The 15195-nt window shown below is 72.7% G+C and carries 10 protein-coding genes; 3 read left to right on the top strand and 7 right to left on the bottom strand.

Annotated elements, in window-relative coordinates; all coding sequences use genetic code 11:
- Positions 1 to 43 precede the first annotated feature (43 nt).
- The 7 genes from FB157_RS01565 to FB157_RS01535 are packed head-to-tail and all read right to left on the bottom strand — an operon-like array spanning position 44 to position 7663.
- Entirely contained in the window at positions 44 to 856 is an 813-nt protein-coding gene (locus tag FB157_RS01565) for a CoA ester lyase (protein ID WP_145875137.1), read from the bottom strand.
- Positions 853 to 2088, bottom strand: a complete 1236-nt coding sequence (locus tag FB157_RS01560; RefSeq protein ID WP_186581277.1) for a CaiB/BaiF CoA-transferase family protein — start codon at positions 2086 to 2088, stop codon at positions 853 to 855. Before FB157_RS01560 ends, FB157_RS01565 begins: the two co-directional genes overlap by 4 nt.
- A 2-nt stretch (positions 2089 to 2090) precedes the next feature.
- Positions 2091 to 2984, bottom strand: a complete 894-nt coding sequence (gene rbsK, locus FB157_RS01555) for a ribokinase (protein ID WP_145875135.1) — start codon at positions 2982 to 2984, stop codon at positions 2091 to 2093.
- Entirely contained in the window at positions 2981 to 4348 is a 1368-nt protein-coding gene (locus FB157_RS01550; protein WP_145875133.1) for an ADP-ribosylglycohydrolase family protein, read from the bottom strand. Before FB157_RS01550 ends, rbsK begins: the two co-directional genes overlap by 4 nt.
- On the bottom strand, positions 4336 to 5511 hold the full coding sequence (locus FB157_RS01545) for an ADP-ribosylglycohydrolase family protein (RefSeq protein ID WP_145875132.1): 1176 nt from the start codon (positions 5509 to 5511) through the stop codon (positions 4336 to 4338). The genes FB157_RS01550 and FB157_RS01545 overlap by 13 nt, the downstream gene beginning before the upstream one ends.
- Before the next feature lie 8 nt (positions 5512 to 5519).
- On the bottom strand, positions 5520 to 6635 hold the full coding sequence (locus FB157_RS01540; RefSeq protein WP_145875130.1) for an ADP-ribosylglycohydrolase family protein: 1116 nt from the start codon (positions 6633 to 6635) through the stop codon (positions 5520 to 5522).
- The gene (locus FB157_RS01535; RefSeq protein ID WP_145875129.1) at positions 6632 to 7663 is read right to left on the bottom strand and encodes an ADP-ribosylglycohydrolase family protein; all 1032 of its coding nucleotides are present in this window, start codon (positions 7661 to 7663) and stop codon (positions 6632 to 6634) included. Before FB157_RS01535 ends, FB157_RS01540 begins: the two co-directional genes overlap by 4 nt.
- A gap of 305 nt (positions 7664 to 7968) precedes the next feature.
- Here FB157_RS01535 and FB157_RS01530 point away from each other — a divergent pair, with 305 nt between their 5' ends.
- The 3 genes from FB157_RS01530 (at position 7969) to FB157_RS01520 (ending at position 15155) form a co-directional block, all read left to right on the top strand.
- The gene (locus tag FB157_RS01530; protein ID WP_145875127.1) at positions 7969 to 8700 is read left to right on the top strand and encodes a VIT1/CCC1 transporter family protein; all 732 of its coding nucleotides are present in this window, start codon (positions 7969 to 7971) and stop codon (positions 8698 to 8700) included.
- Positions 8701 to 9106: 406 nt separating this feature from the next.
- Positions 9107 to 13699, top strand: coding sequence for a glutamate synthase large subunit (gltB, locus tag FB157_RS01525; protein WP_186581276.1), 4593 nt, complete (start codon positions 9107 to 9109; stop codon positions 13697 to 13699).
- Complete coding sequence (locus tag FB157_RS01520; RefSeq protein WP_145875124.1) at positions 13692 to 15155, top strand: glutamate synthase subunit beta; 1464 nt, start codon at positions 13692 to 13694, stop codon at positions 15153 to 15155. Before gltB ends, FB157_RS01520 begins: the two co-directional genes overlap by 8 nt.
- Positions 15156 to 15195: the final 40 nt, after the last annotated feature.

Here is a 15195-nt window from a genome sequence, read left to right as displayed (position 1 = left end):
GCCCGGAGGATTCCGGGCGCCCTCGATGCGTGCGGAGGGAGGTTCAGTGCCTCCGCCCCAACGACAGCGTCCGCTGCGCCGCAGCCACCACCGCCGCGTCGACGAAGCGGCCGTCGGGCAGGGCCTGGGCGCCCTCGTTCGCCGCCGCGGCCTTGATGATCGTTTCCGCTGCCTCGATCTCCGCGGACGTCGGGAGATACGCCCGCTCGATCACCGGCAGCTGTCGTGGGTGGATCGCCGCGCGGCCCAGGAAACCGAGGGTGCGGCCGCGGGCGCAGGAGGCGGCCAGCCCGTCCAGGTCGCGGATGTCGGGGTGGACGGACTGGGCCGGCGGTGCCAGGCCGGCCGCGCGGGCGGCGACGACCACCCGGGAGCGGGGCCAGTCGAGGCCCGCTTCGGCCCGTACGCCCAGGTCGGCCCTGAGGTCGGCCTCGCCGAGGGAGACGCCGCGCAGGGACGGGTGGGCGGTGGCGATGGCGTACGCGTGCTCGATGCCGAGGGCAGACTCCAGGAGGGCGTACAGGGGGACCGGAGTGGCCACGGCGACCTGCCTGATCTGGCCCGGGGACGTCACCTTCGGCAGCCGTAGCCCGGACAGGCCCGGCAGCGTGGCCAGCGCCGTCAGGTCGGCGGCCGCCCAGGGGCCGTCGAGGGCGTTGACGCGGACGTGGACCGGGACGGGCTGCGGCTCGCGGAGGCGCTCGGTCGTGGCCGCGCGGGCGTAGTCCTTGCGGTCGGGGGCGACCGCGTCCTCCAGGTCGATCACCACCACGTCGGCGCCCGCGGCCAGAGCCTTGGCCACGACGTGCGGGCGGTCGCCGGGCACGTAGAGCCAGGTCAGCGGGAACGGCGTCACAGGGCGCCCTCCTCGCGCAGGGCGCGCAGCTCGGCCGGGGTCAGGCCCAGCTCGGTGAGCACCGCGTCCGTGTCGGCGCCGTGCGGGCGGCCGGCCCAGCGGATCGCGCCGGGAGTGGCGGACAGCCGGAAGAGCACGTTCTGCATGCGCAGCGGGCCCAGCTCCGGGTCGGCGACGGTGGTGACCGTGTCCAGGGCCTGGTACTGGGGGTCTTCAAGAACGTCCCGGGCGTCCTGGACCGGGGCCACCGCCGCGTCCGCCTTCTCGAAGGCCGCGAGCACCTCGGCGCGGGTGCGGGCCGCGATCCAGGAGCCCACCGCCTCGTCCAGGACGTCGGCGTGCGCGGCCCGGTCCGTGCCGGTGGCGAACCACGGCTCCTCGATCAGCTCCGGACGGCCCACCAGCCGCAGCACCCGCTCCGCCACCGACTGCGCGGAGGTGGAGACGGCGACCCAGTGGCCGTCGGCGGTGCGGTAGGTGTTGCGCGGGGCGTTGTTCGCGGACCGGTTGCCGGTGCGTTCCTGGACGTAGCCGAGCTGGTCGTACCAGGTGGGCTGGGGGCCGAGGACGGCGAGGATCGGCTCGATGATCGCCATGTCCACGACCTGCCCCTCGCCGGTACGGTCCCGCGCGGCCAGGGCCGTCAGCACGGAGTACGCCGTGGTCAGGCCCGCGACCGAGTCCGCGAGCCCGAACGGCGGGAGCGTCGGCGGTGCGTCCGGTTCGCCGGTGAGAGCCGCGAAGCCGCTCAGCGCCTCGGCGAGGGTGCCGAAGCCGGGCCGGTGCGCGGACGGGCCGAACTGGCCGAAGGCCGTGACCCGGGTGAGGATCAGCCGCGGGTTGGCGGCGGACAGCTCCGCCCAGCCCAGATCCCACTTCTCCAGGGTGCCGGGGCGGAAGTTCTCGATCACCACGTCGGCGGTGGCGGCGAGCCGGAGCAGGGTCGCGCGGCCGCCGGGCTTGGACAGGTCGAGGGTGATGGTGCGCTTGTTGCGGCCGAGCACCTTCCACCACAGGCCGACGCCGTGCTTGGCCGGGCCGTGCCCCCGGGACGGATCGGGGCGGCCGGGATGTTCCACCTTGATCACCTCGGCGCCGAAGTCGCCGAGCAGGGTCGCGGCCATGGGGCCGGCGAAGAGGGTGGCCAGATCGAGCACCCGCAGGCCGTGCAGGGGCTGGATCCGCGGGGCCGTACTCGCATTCGCCGTCGTCGTGGCTGTCGTCGTACTCATGCTCATGCCGTGCACTGGGCGTCGATCTCCGGGCGGTACGGCATCGACGCCGACGCACCCTCCCGCTGCACGGACAGGGCCGCGGCGGCGGCCGCCCAGGACAGGGCCTCCCGCACCGGCTTCTCCTCGGCGAGGGCCACCGCGAGCGCGCCGATGAAGGTGTCGCCCGCCCCGGTGGAGTCCACGGCCTTCACCTCGGGTGCGGGCACCACCAGGGGTTCGGCGCCCCGCGCCAGGTACAGGCTGCCGGTCGCGCCCAGGGTGACGACGACCTCCGGGACCAGGTCGAGCAGGGCGGCGGCCGCCTCTCGCGGGTCGGTGCGGCCGGTGAGGGTGACGGCCTCGTACTCGTTGGGGGCCAGCAGGTCGGTCGCGGCGAGGAGTTCGGGCGGGAGCGGCTGGGCGGGGGCCGGGGTGAGGATGGTCCGGACACCGTGCCGGCGGGCCGCCTGCGCACCCGCGACCACCGCGGCCAGCGGGATCTCCAGCTGGAGCAGCAGGGCGTCGGCGGAGGCGAGCACGCCCTCGTCGCCGGGGGCGAGGTGGTCGACGGTGCCGTTCGCACCGGGGATGACGACGATGGAGTTGCCGCCCTCGTCGTCCACCACGATGTGCGCGGTGCCGGACGGGCCCTCGACCGTGCGCAGGAAGTCGGTGTCCACACCGGAGTGTTCGAGGGTGTCGCGCAGGCGCACCCCGAAGGCGTCGTTGCCGACCGCGCCGATCATCGAGACCGTGGCGCCGGCGCGGGCCGCGGCGATCGCCTGGTTGGCGCCCTTGCCGCCGGGGATCGTACGGAACTCCCGTCCCGTCACGGTCTCGCCGCGCTGCGGAGCCTTGGTGACGTAGGTGACGAGGTCCATGTTGGTGCTGCCGAGGACGGCGATGTGGGTCATGGTCGGGTCGCCTCCAGGTGCGTGAGGTGGGCGAGGGTGTCGAAGCCGGTGCCGTCGAAGTCGGCGACGGAGCTGGCGAGCCGGTTCTTCAGCGGGGCCCGCCAGCGCTCGGGGAGCGCCCCCGGGGCGCCGGCGAGGAGGCCGGCGACGCTGCCGGCGGTCGCGCCGTTGGAGTCGGTGTCCCAGCCGCCGGACACGGCACGGCACACGGAGCCGGTGAAGTCGCCGTCCGCGTGGGTGAGGGCGGCGACGATCAGCGCGGTGTTGGGGATGGCGTGGACCCAGTGGTGGGTCGCGGAGTAGGCGGCGTGGAGTTCGTCCACGACGTCGTCGAAGTCCCTGTGCTTCCCGGCCGTCCGCAGGGCGTGGTCGATCGCGTGCGCCAGGCGCGAGCGGGGTGGGACCACGCTGCGGCCGGTGCGCAGACAGGCGTGGATGTCATGGGTGCCGGTGGCAGCCGCCGCGAGGGTGGCGGCCGTGAACATCGCCGCGTAGACGCCGTTGGCGGTGTGGGTGAGGCGCGCGTCGCGGTGAGCCTGTTCGGCGGCGGCCGCGGGGTCGCCCGGGTTGGTCCAGCCGTGCACGTCGGCGCGGATCAGGGCGCCGATCCACTCACGGAACGGGTTGCGGTGGCGGGCGGTGTGCGGGGGCTCGATGCCGGACAGGAGGTTGCGCAACGCGATGCGCTCGGCGGTGAAGGTGCGGCCGGCCGGGAGTTCGTCGAGCCAGAGCTGTGCCACGTCGGCGGTGGTGAAGGTCCTTCCGTGGCGCCTGAGCAGGAGCAGGTTGAGGAGGGGGTAGTTGAGGTCGTCGTCCTCGGGCATGCCGTCGATGTTCTCGGCGAGGCAGCTCGCGGCGGAGCGGCGGTTCCAGGGGTACTGAGCGAGCAGGTCCTCGGGGACACCCTTCGCGGTGAACCAGGTGGACAGGGGCCAGTTGCCGGCGGACCGGGCGAGGGCGCGGATGCCGTCGAGGGGGAGCTTCTCGACGGGTTTGCCGAGGAGACAGCCGATGGCCCGGCCCAGCCAGGACGCTTCGAGGGCGAGGGGGGTGAGAGCGGGCGCGGGGCGTCCGGAGGGTTCGGGCCAGTCGGGGCACAGCGCCTTGACGCGCTCCAGGTCCGTCGGCTCGTCGTCGGCCAGCCTGCCGGGCAGGTCGGCGAGTTCGTCCAGCAGGTCCTCCGCCAGCAGCCGAAGGTACCGCGACGCCGGCCGCGGTGAGGCTCCCGCGCGCTCCGGCGGCTCCAGACCTCCCGCGGCGCGCCATCTCGCCTCGATCCGCGACGGTTCCCGGCCGTCCAGACGGGCCTGGCGGAGTTCGTGGCCCAGGAGGTCCTCCGGCTGGACCCAGGTCAGGCGGAGCATGCCGTGCCTCCGAGCGCCGCGAAGGCCCGCTCGTGTGCACGCCGGCGGCGCACGTCCCGTGCGAAGACCTCGCGGGTGACCTCGGCCAGGGTGCGGGCCGGCTCCCACAGGTCCAGGCGGCTCGCCTCCGCCACCGTCTTCGCCCAGTCCTCGGGGACCGGCGAGCCCAGGGCGCCCGCGAGCGCGCCGGCCATCGTGGCGGTCGAGTCGCAGTCGCGGCCGTAGTTGACGGCGCCCAGGACCGCCCGGCGGTAGTCGCCGCCGGCGACCAGCAACATGCCGAGGGCGATGGGGAGTTCCTCGATGGAGTGCAGCCGGGAGGGCCGGCGGGCGCCGAGCGAGGGGGCACGGTAGTCGGGGCCGACCGTGTCGTACGGGGCCACCGCCTCCCGGAGGGGGACCAGGGCCGACTCGAAGTCGCCGTGGCCGCCCGCCACTTCGCAGACCTTCTCGATCGCCGCGCGTGTGCCGTCCTTCGCCAGGGACAGACAGGCGGTCACCACGGAGTCCGGGGTCGCGCCCGGTGCCGTGGCGGCGGCGACCGCCGCGGCGAAGACCGCGGCGGCCTCACGGCCGTACGACGACTGGTGCGCACCCGCGACGTCCAGCGCCTCGGCGTAGGCCCCGGCCGGGTCGGCCGCGTTGACCAGGCCGACGGGGGCCATGTACATCGCCGCACCGCAGTTGACGATGTTGCCGACGCCCGCTTCGCGCGGGTCCACATGGCCGTAGGCCAGCCGTGCCACGAGCCACTTCTCGGCGAGGAAGACGCGGTGCAGCGGCAGCGCCTCGGCCTCCAGCTCCGGGATCCAGCGCGGGTTGGTCATCAGGTCCGGGACCAGGTGGTCGGCGACGGCGTACGCGTCGAGGTGGTCGCGGACCCGGGCGTAGACCCTGACCAGCGCGTGGGTCATCAAGGTGTCGTCGGTGACGTGGCCGTCGCCCTTGTGGTAGGGGGCGATGGGGCGTGCCGTGCGCCAGTCGTCGCCGTGCCAGGGGCCGACGATGCCGTGGACCCGGCCACCGTGGCGGTCGGTGATCTGGTCGGGGGAGTAGCCCTCGACGGGGCCGCCGAGCGCGTCACCGACGGCGGCTCCGACCAGGGCGCCGGTGATCCGCTCGTCCAGACCGGGCCCGCGGTTTTCTTCTCCTATGGGCGTCATGCCCCGAATCATCCTCCTGGTCGGGCCCGTTGTGCGGCTTCCAGGAGTCCGGCGAGTTCCACCAGGTCGGTGCCGGTGAGGCGGGGGAGCGCACAGCCGGAGAGGACGCGGCAGGCGTCGCGCCAGCCGGCCGGAACGGCCGCGCCGCCGCCCAGGGCACCGGTGAGCGCACCCGTGAGGGCGGGGGCGGAGTCGGCGACCCGGGACAGACAGGCGGCGGCGGGGACGGCCTCGGCGAGACGGCCCCGGGCGGCCGTGGCGAGGGCCAGGGCGACGGGGACGGTCTCGGCGGCGGCGATGCCGTAGCTGTAGACGTGGTCGACGATCTGGTGTTCGAGGAGGGGGACCAGGGCGAACGCCGACTCGCTGTCCTCGGCCAGGGCGAGGGCGTGGCGGGCGTTGCGGCCGATCTCCGTCGCCGCGGGGAGTTCGGCGAGCGCGGCCGTCACGCAGGTGTCCGGGTCCGCTCCGGTCAGGGCGAGCGAGAGGGCCGCCGCCATCGCGCGGGCGCCGTGCACGCCGTCGCCGTCCTGGGTGTAGCGGGCGTCGAACTCGGCCAGGCCGGCGGCGCGTTGGGGGTCGCCGGGATGGGCCACCGCGAGGACGCAGGCGCGGACGCAGGCGGCGTCGTCGAAGTAGTGCGGGTTGTCGTGGCCGGTGGCGGGCGGGCGCAGGCCGGCGGCGAGGTTGCCGAGGCCGGCGCGGACCGAGATACGGGCGCGCAGGGGCAGTACGGCGGACTCGATCTCGGGGGCGCGGTCCGCCGCCGCGGCGACCTCGGCGGCCACGGCGGTCCAGGTGAGGTCGATGGCGGCGCGCATACGGCGTTCCCGGCTGAGGTCGCCGAGCACGTCGTCGTCGCCCGCCCGCAGGACCGCCTCCGCGGCGAACGCCGCCCACTCGGCGTCGTCGGAAGGGCCGAGACGGAGGGGTTCAGGCGGCTGGTTGAGCGCGATCGGCACGGGCAGGGTGGTGGTGGCGTTCTGCTCGGCGAAGGTGTCCAGCTCGCGGGTCAGGCGGCGGGTCCACTCGGGCATCCGGGCGGCCCGGTGCCGGGCGGCGGGCCAGCCGGCGGCGTCTCCCGCGGCGAGGCCGAGCAGCAGTCCCTCGATGCGGCGCGTCATGACACCCGCTCGCTGTCCTGGAGGGCGCCGGCGGGGGCGGGGACCAGCAGCTCCGCCACGTCCAGGACGTGATGGCCGGTCATGGAGGGCAGGCACCGGCCCCGTACCGGGCCGATGGCCGACGCCCACTCCGGGGGGATCGCCGAGACACCCTGGGTCGCGCCCGACAGGGCGCCCGCCACCGCGGCCGTCGTGTCCGCGTCGCGGCCCATGTTGACCGCCGTGAGGACCGCCTCCCGGAAGTCGCCGTCCGCCGCCGCGTACGCGCCGAAGGCGAGGGCGACCGCCTCGGGGGCCAGGTCGGTCCAGGGGTAGCCGCCGATGACCACCGCGGAGCGGACCGCGCGTTCGCCGCGGTGGGCCACGGTCACCGCGCGCCGCAGCGAGCGGGCCGTCCAGGAGTCCTCGGGGACGACGGCGAGCGCCGAGGCGATCACCACCGCGGGCGAGGCGCCCGCCATCGCCGCCGCCACTCCCGCCGCGACCGCCTGGCCGCCGTAGATGCCCTCGCCCTCGTGGCTGACCTGGCCGTCGATCGCCACCAGACGGGCCGCTTCGGCCGGACGGCCCGCCGCGAAGACGCCGAAGGGGGCCGCCCGCATGGCCAGGCCGTCGCTCCAGGCGTGCCGGTGCTGCGCGGAGATGGGCGCCGCGAGGCCGCGGCGGAGGTTCTCCAGCGTGCCCCGCTCGCTGAAGCCCGCACCGCGGAAGGAGCCCTCGGCCCGGTCGGCGATCCACTCGTGCCAGGCGGCCTCGACGTGGGCGGGGGTGAGTGCCGAGCCGTGCCGGGCCAGCAGCAGCCCCGAGAAGATCGCGTACTCGGTGTCGTCCGTGCCGCACGGCTCCTCGGTGACGTATCCCGTGATGCGGCCCCAGCGGGCGCGGATCTCGGAGGGCTTCAGGTTCTCCGCGGGCGCCCCGAGCGCGTCTCCGACGGCCAGGCCGAGCAGGGCGCCGTGGGCCCGTTCGCGCAGTCCGGTGGCGTCCCCGGGCGCCGGGGCCGGGGGAGTGCAGGCGATCGATGCCATGGGCGGCCTCTCCTTCACGGGGCCACGACGGGGCCACGGCGGGGCCGTGCCGGGGCCTCAAGGGGGTCACGGGGACCTTTGCGGATGTCTCCCACGGGAGGGGTGCGGGTGAGCCTCGGCGGGCACCGTGTCACCCGGTCGGCATCTGAGCAGTGATCCGCACGGATGAGCGATTGACGGCAAAGCCGCAGGTTAGCCCAGCCTTTCCTTGCTGGCGGCGATGAAATGATGGGCGTACGTTCGGTGTTGTCGAAAAGTAGAACTCATCCAAAGTTAGCTTTGGCTAATCTTCCTGGGGGACCCGCATGGCGATCATCGAAACCGAGGCGGCGCTGCACGAGGCGCACCGCGACAACCACACGCACCGGGATGTGAACGGTGGTTGGCTGCGTCCCGCCGTCTTCGGTGCCATGGACGGTCTGGTCTCCAACCTCGCCCTGCTGACCGGTGTCGCCGGCGGTTCCGCCGGTCACCAGACGATCGTCATCACCGGGCTCGCGGGCCTCGCCGCCGGTGCCTTCTCCATGGCGGCCGGCGAGTACACCTCCGTCGCCTCCCAGCGTGAACTCGTCGAGGCCGAACTCGATGTCGAGCGGCGTGAGCTGCGCAAGCACCCGCAGGACGAGGAGGCCGAGCTGGCGGCGCTCTACGTGGCCCGCGGGGTGGAGCCGGAACTGGCCCGTGAGGTCGCCCGGCAGCTGTCCGAGGACCCCGAGCAGGCCCTGGAGATCCACGCCCGCGAGGAGCTGGGCATCGACCCCGGCGACCTGCCGTCGCCGCTGGTCGCGGCCGTGTCGTCCTTCGGTTCGTTCGCGCTCGGCGCCCTGCTGCCCGTGCTGCCCTTCCTGCTGGGTGCGACCGCCCTCTGGCCGGCCGTGCTCCTCGCGCTCGCCGGGCTCTTCGGCTGCGGTGCCGTGGTGGCCAGGGTGACCGCGCGGACCTGGTGGTACAGCGGCCTCAGGCAGCTCGCGCTGGGCGGCGCGGCGGCCGGTGTGACGTACGCCCTGGGCAGCCTGTTCGGAACGGCCGTAGGATAGCGAGACCGCTACCTATGCGTTGGGCCGCATAAGTAGCCGTTACTTGCTGGTTTCGAATGCTTAACCACCGGGCATGAGCCGTAAGCGCTGTGGGCAATGACGCCTGCGGCGCACTCGCGGGAGGAGCGACGACGCTCCACCCGCCCCCCTCGGGCCGTCGGACGCCGATCTGACCGATCTTGTACCGCTCGGTCCCCCCCATACTTTCCGCCGCTCGTACGCGGCGCGGCCGCGACCCCGTGGCACCTGCCGTAAACCCGGACGGCGTCCGCATGTTGGAACGGAGTATCCAGTTTCCGAGAACCGTTCCATCATGTAATCTGCACGAAATTTAGCCAGATCCGCAGAGGGCCAACGTCGTCCCTCGGCACTTGCCACATGCCACATGACGACGACGGGAGAGCCGATGCGTACGCCGCGCCAGCCGTCCCAGCATTCCGCGAATGGCCAGAACTGGTCCTTCATGGATGCTCGCCCTGCTGCGCAGGGTATGTACGACCCCCGCAACGAGCGCGACGCCTGTGGCGTCGGTTTCGTGGCCACACTCACCGGTGAGGCGAGCCATGCGCTGGTCGAGCAGGCGCTGACCGTCCTGCGCAACCTCGAGCACCGCGGCGCCACCGGCTCCGAGCCCGACTCGGGCGACGGCGCCGGCATCCTCTCCCAGGTGCCCGACGCCTTCTTCCGTGAAGTGGCCGGATTCGACCTTCCTGCGGCGGGCTCGTATGCCGTAGGCATCGCCTTCCTGCCGGGTGAGGGGACCCAGGACGTCGTCTCGCAGATCGAGACGATCGCTGCCGACGAGGACCTGACCGTCCTCGGCTGGCGCGAGGTGCCCGTCGCACCGGAACTCCTGGGCGCCACCGCCCGGTCCACCATGCCGGTCTTCCGGCAGGTCTTCGTCGCCGACGGCGCCAGCGAGGGCATCGCGCTGGACCGCAAGGCCTTCGTGCTGCGCAAGCGTGCCGAGCGGGAGGCCGGTGTCTACTTCCCGTCCCTGTCCGCCCGCACGATCGTCTACAAGGGCATGCTGACCACCGGCCAGCTGGAGCCCTTCTTCCCGGACCTGTCCGACCGCCGCTTCGCCTCCGCCGTCGCGCTCGTCCACTCGCGCTTCTCCACGAACACCTTCCCGTCGTGGCCGCTCGCGCACCCCTACCGCTTCGTCGCCCACAACGGTGAGATCAACACCGTCAAGGGCAACCGCAACTGGATGCGCGCCCGCGAGTCCCAGCTGGTCTCGGACCTCTTCGGGGACAAGGGCCTGGAGCGGATCTTCCCGGTCTGTACGCCGGACGCCTCCGACTCCGCCTCCTTCGACGAGGTGCTCGAGCTGCTCCACCTCGGCGGCCGCTCGCTCCCGCACTCCGTGCTGATGATGATCCCGGAGGCGTGGGAGAACCACGACTCCATGGAGCCGGCCCGGCGCGCCTTCTACGGCTTCCACTCCACGATGATGGAGCCCTGGGACGGCCCCGCCTGCGTCACCTTCACCGACGGCACCCAGGTCGGCGCCGTGCTCGACCGCAACGGTCTGCGCCCCGGCCGCTACTGGGTCACCGACGACGGCCTCGTCGTCCTCGGCTCCGAGGTCGGCGTCCTCGACATCGACCCGGCCAAGGTCGTCCGCAAGGGCCGCCTGCAGCCCGGCAAGATGTTCCTCGTCGACACCGCCGAGCACCGCATCATCGAGGACGACGAGATCAAGGCGTCCCTCGCCGCCGAGCAGCCGTACGCCGAGTGGCTCGAGACCGGTGAGATCGAGCTGGGCGACCTGCCCGAGCGCGAGCACATCGTCCACACCCACGCCTCGGTCACCCGCCGCCAGCAGACCTTCGGCTACACCGAGGAAGAGCTGCGCGTCATCCTCGCGCCGATGGCCAAGGCCGGCGCCGAGCCGATCGGCTCGATGGGCACCGACTCGCCGATCGCCGCCCTGTCCGAGCGTCCGCGGCTGCTCTTCGACTACTTCACCCAGCTGTTCGCGCAGGTCACCAACCCGCCGCTGGACGCGATCCGCGAGGAGCTGGTCACCTCCCTGCGCAGCTCGCTGGGCCCGCAGGGCAACCTGCTCGACCCGACCGCCGCCTCCTGCCGCTCCGTCGTGCTGCCCTTCCCGGTCATCGACAACGACGAGCTGGCCAAGCTCATCCACATCAACGCCGACGGCGACATGCCCGGCTTCAAGGCCGCGACCCTCTCCGGCCTTTACCGGGTCTCCGGCGGCGGCGACACCCTCGCCGCGCGCATCGAGGAGATCTGCGCCGAGGCCGACGCGGCCATCGAGAACGGCGCCCGGCTGATCGTCCTCTCGGACCGGCACTCGGACGCCGAGCACGCGCCGATCCCGTCGCTGCTGCTCACCGCGGCCGTCCACCACCACCTCATCCGCACCAAGCAGCGCACCCACGTGGGCCTGCTGGTCGAGGCCGGCGACGTCCGCGAGGTCCACCACGTCGCGCTGCTGATCGGCTTCGGCGCCGCGGCCGTGAACCCGTACCTGGCGATGGAGTCCGTCGAGGACCTGGCCCGCGCCGGCACCTTCCTGTCGGACATCGAGCCCGAGAAGGCCATCCGCAACCTGATCTACGCCCTCGGCAAGGGCGTCCTGAAGGTCATGTCCAAGATGGGCATCTCGACGGTCGCCTCCTACCGCGGCGCCCAGGTCTTCGAGGCCGTCGGCCTGGAGGACACCTTCGTCGAGAAGTACTTCAACGGCACCGCCAGCAAGATCGGCGGCGTGGGCATCGACGTCATCGCCAAGGAGGTCGCCGCCCGCCACGCCAAGGCCTACCCGGCCTCCGGCATCGCCCCGGCGCACCGCGCGCTGGAGATCGGCGGCGAGTACCAGTGGCGCCGCGAGGGCGAGCCGCACCTGTTCGACCCGGACACGGTCTTCCGCCTGCAGCACTCCACGCGCTCCGGCCGGTACGACATCTTCAAGAAGTACACCGAGCGGGTGAACGAGCAGTCCGAGCGTCTGATGACGCTGCGCGGCCTGTTCGGCTTCAAGTCCGACCGCCAGCCGATCTCCATCGACGAGGTCGAGCCGGTGAGCGAGATCGTCAAGCGGTTCTCGACCGGCGCCATGTCGTACGGCTCCATCTCCAAGGAGGCGCACGAGACCCTCGCCATCGCCATGAACCAGCTGGGCGGCAAGTCCAACACCGGTGAGGGCGGCGAGGACCCGGAGCGCCTGTACGACCCGGCGCGCCGGTCCAGCATCAAGCAGGTCGCCTCCGGCCGCTTCGGTGTCACCTCCGAGTACCTGGTCAACGCGGACGACATCCAGATCAAGATGGCCCAGGGCGCCAAGCCCGGCGAGGGCGGCCAGCTGCCCGGCCACAAGGTCTACCCGTGGGTCGCGAAGACGCGTCACTCGACGCCTGGCGTGGGCCTCATCTCCCCGCCGCCGCACCACGACATCTACTCCATCGAGGACCTGGCCCAGCTGATCCACGACCTCAAGAACGCCAACCCGGCGGCACGTATCCACGTGAAGCTGGTGTCGGAGGTCGGCGTCGGCACGGTCGCGGCCGGTGTGTCCAAGGCGCACGCGGACGTGGTCCTCATCTCGGGTCACGACGGCGGCACGGGTGCCTCCCCGCTGACCTCGCTCAAGCACGCGGGCGGTCCCTGGGAGCTGGGCCTGGCCGAGACGCAGCAGACGCTGCTGCTCAACGGCCTGCGCGACCGGATCGTGGTCCAGACGGACGGCCAGCTGAAGACCGGCCGTGACGTGGTCATCGCCGCGCTGCTCGGCGCCGAGGAGTTCGGTTTCGCGACCGCTCCGCTCGTCGTCTCCGGCTGCGTGATGATGCGCGTCTGCCACCTGGACACCTGCCCGGTCGGCATCGCCACCCAGAACCCGACCCTGCGCGACCGCTTCACCGGCAAGGCCGAGTACGTGGTGAACTTCTTCCGGTTCATCGCCGAGGAGGTCCGCGAGATCCTCGCCGAGCTGGGCTTCCGCTCCATCGAGGAGGCCGTCGGCCACGCCGAGGCGCTCGACGTCGCCCGTGCCGTCGACCACTGGAAGGCGCAGGGCCTGGACCTGGAGCCGCTGTTCCACGTGCCGTCGCTGCCCGAGGGCGCGGTGCGTCACCAGGTCGTCGAGCAGGAGCACGGCCTGGAGAAGGCCCTGGACAACGAGCTGATCAAGCTGGCCGGGGACGCGCTCGCCGCCTCGGACGCCACCGAGGCCCAGCCGGTGCGCGCCCAGGTCGCCATCCGCAACATCAACCGCACGGTCGGCACCATGCTCGGCCATGAGGTGACGAAGAAGTTCGGTGGCGCGGGCCTGCCCGACGACACCATCGACATCACCTTCACCGGCTCCGCGGGCCAGTCCTTCGGCGCGTTCCTGCCGCGCGGCGTCACGCTGCGCCTGGAGGGCGACGCCAACGACTACGTCGGCAAGGGCCTCTCCGGCGGCCGGGTCGTCGTCCGCCCGGACCGCGCGGCCGACCACCTCGCCGAGTACTCGACCATCGCGGGCAACACCATCGCCTACGGCGCCACCGGCGGCGAGCTGTTCCTGCGCGGCCGTACCGGTGAGCGGTTCTGCGTCCGCAACTCCGGCGCTCTGGTCGTCTCCGAGGGCGTGGGCGACCACGGCTGCGAGTACATGACCGGGGGTCGCGCGGTGGTCCTCGGCGAGACCGGCCGCAACTTCGCGGCGGGCATGTCCGGCGGTGTCGCGTACGTCATCGACCTCGACCGCGACAACGTCAACGTCGGCAACGCCGGCGCGGTCGAGACGCTGGACGACTCGGACAAGCAGTGGCTGCACGACGTGGTGCGCCGGCACGCCGAGGAGACCGGCTCGACGGTCGCCGAGAAGCTGCTGGCCGACTGGGACGTGGCCGTGGCGCGGTTCAGCAAGATCATCCCTAGCACGTACAAGGCAGTGCTCGCCGCCAAGGACGCCGCCGAGCGAGCCGGTCTCTCCGAGACCGAGATCACCGAGAAGATGATGGAGGCGGCGATCAATGGCTGACCCGAAGGGCTTCCTGAACCACGGCCGTGAGGTCGCCAAGACCCGCCCCGTCACCGAGCGCGTCAAGGACTGGAACGAGGTCTACGTCCCCGGCTCCCTGCTGCCGATCATCAGCAAGCAGGCCAGCCGGTGCATGGACTGCGGCATCCCGTTCTGCCACAACGGCTGTCCGCTGGGGAACCTGATCCCCGAGTGGAACGACTACGCCTACCGCGAGGACTGGGCGGCCGCCCAGGAGCGCCTGCACGCGACCAACAACTTCCCGGAGTTCACCGGTCGCCTCTGCCCGGCCCCCTGCGAGTCGGCGTGCGTGCTCGGCATCAACCAGGCGCCGGTCACCATCAAGAACGTCGAGGTCTCGATCATCGACAAGGCGTGGGAGACCGGGGACGTCGCCCCGCAGATCCCCGAGCGCCTGTCCGGCAAGACGGTCGCGGTCATCGGCTCGGGCCCGGCGGGCCTCGCCGCCGCCCAGCAGCTGACCCGGGCCGGCCACACGGTCGCCGTCTACGAGCGCGCGGACCGCATCGGAGGCCTCCTCCGGTACGGCATCCCCGAGTTCAAGATGGAGAAGCGGCACATCAACCGCCGTATCGAGCAGATGCGCGCGGAGGGCACCCGCTTCCGCACCGGCATCGAGATCGGCCGCGACCTCAAGGCGACCGACCTGAAGAAGCGGTACGACGCGATCGTGATCGCCGCCGGCGCCACGACCGCCCGTGACCTGCCGGTGCCGGGCCGCGAGCTCAAGGGCATCCACCAGGCGATGGAGTACCTGCCGCTGGCCAACAAGGTGCAGGAGGGCGACTACGTCACCGCGCCGCTCACGGCCGAGGGCAAGCACGTCGTCGTCATCGGCGGTGGCGACACCGGCGCCGACTGCGTGGGCACCGCCCACCGCCAGGGCGCGGCCTCCGTCACCCAGCTGGAGATCATGCCCCGCCCGAACGACGAGCGGCACCCGACCAGCCAGCCCTGGCCGACCTTCCCGATGCTCTACAAGGTCACCTCGGCGCACGAGGAGGGCGGCGAGCGGGTCTACTCCGTCTCGACGACCCACTTCGAGGGCGACGAGGACGGCAACGTGCAGTGGCTGCACCTGACCGAGGTCGAGTTCGTCGACGGCAGGCTGACCCCGAAGCCGGGCACCGAGCGCAAGATCCCGGCCCAGCTGGTCACCCTCGCCATGGGCTTCACCGGCACCGACCGGGAGAACGGCCTGGTGGAGCAGTTCGGCCTGGACCTCGACGAGCGCGGTAACATCGCTCGCGACGCCGACTTCCAGACCAACGTGCCGGGTGTGTTCGTCGCCGGTGACGCCGGCCGCGGCCAGTCCCTCATCGTGTGGGCGATCGCGGAGGGCCGCTCGGCCGCCCGCGGTGTCGACCGGCACCTGACCGGAGCCAGCGACCTGCCGGCCCCGATCCGCCCGACGGACCGCTCGCTGATGGTCTGACGGTTCCGCAGAAGAACGTCCCGTACAAAGGCGTACGGAA

Source organism: Streptomyces sp. BK340 (assembly GCF_007827595.1).
GTDB lineage: Bacteria > Actinomycetota > Actinomycetes > Streptomycetales > Streptomycetaceae > Streptomyces.
Note: the sequence above shows the minus strand (reverse complement) of the source record. Positions and strands in the feature narration are given on the sequence as shown.

Excerpts from the sequence above, each read along its gene's own strand:
- FB157_RS01560 (WP_186581277.1), bottom strand. The coding sequence starts at position 2,088 with ATGAGTACGACGACAGCCACGACGACGGCGAATGCGAGTACGGCCCCG.
- rbsK (WP_145875135.1), bottom strand. The coding sequence starts at position 2,984 with ATGACCCACATCGCCGTCCTCGGCAGCACCAACATGGACCTCGTCACC.
- FB157_RS01550 (WP_145875133.1), bottom strand. The coding sequence starts at position 4,348 with ATGCTCCGCCTGACCTGGGTCCAGCCGGAGGACCTCCTGGGCCACGAA.
- FB157_RS01545 (WP_145875132.1), bottom strand. The coding sequence starts at position 5,511 with ATGACGCCCATAGGAGAAGAAAACCGCGGGCCCGGTCTGGACGAGCGG.
- FB157_RS01540 (WP_145875130.1), bottom strand. The coding sequence starts at position 6,635 with ATGACGCGCCGCATCGAGGGACTGCTGCTCGGCCTCGCCGCGGGAGAC.
- FB157_RS01535 (WP_145875129.1), bottom strand. The coding sequence starts at position 7,663 with ATGGCATCGATCGCCTGCACTCCCCCGGCCCCGGCGCCCGGGGACGCC.
- FB157_RS01530 (WP_145875127.1), top strand. The coding sequence starts at position 7,969 with ATGGCGATCATCGAAACCGAGGCGGCGCTGCACGAGGCGCACCGCGAC.
- gltB (WP_186581276.1), top strand. The coding sequence starts at position 9,107 with ATGCGTACGCCGCGCCAGCCGTCCCAGCATTCCGCGAATGGCCAGAAC.
- FB157_RS01520 (WP_145875124.1), top strand. The coding sequence starts at position 13,692 with ATGGCTGACCCGAAGGGCTTCCTGAACCACGGCCGTGAGGTCGCCAAG.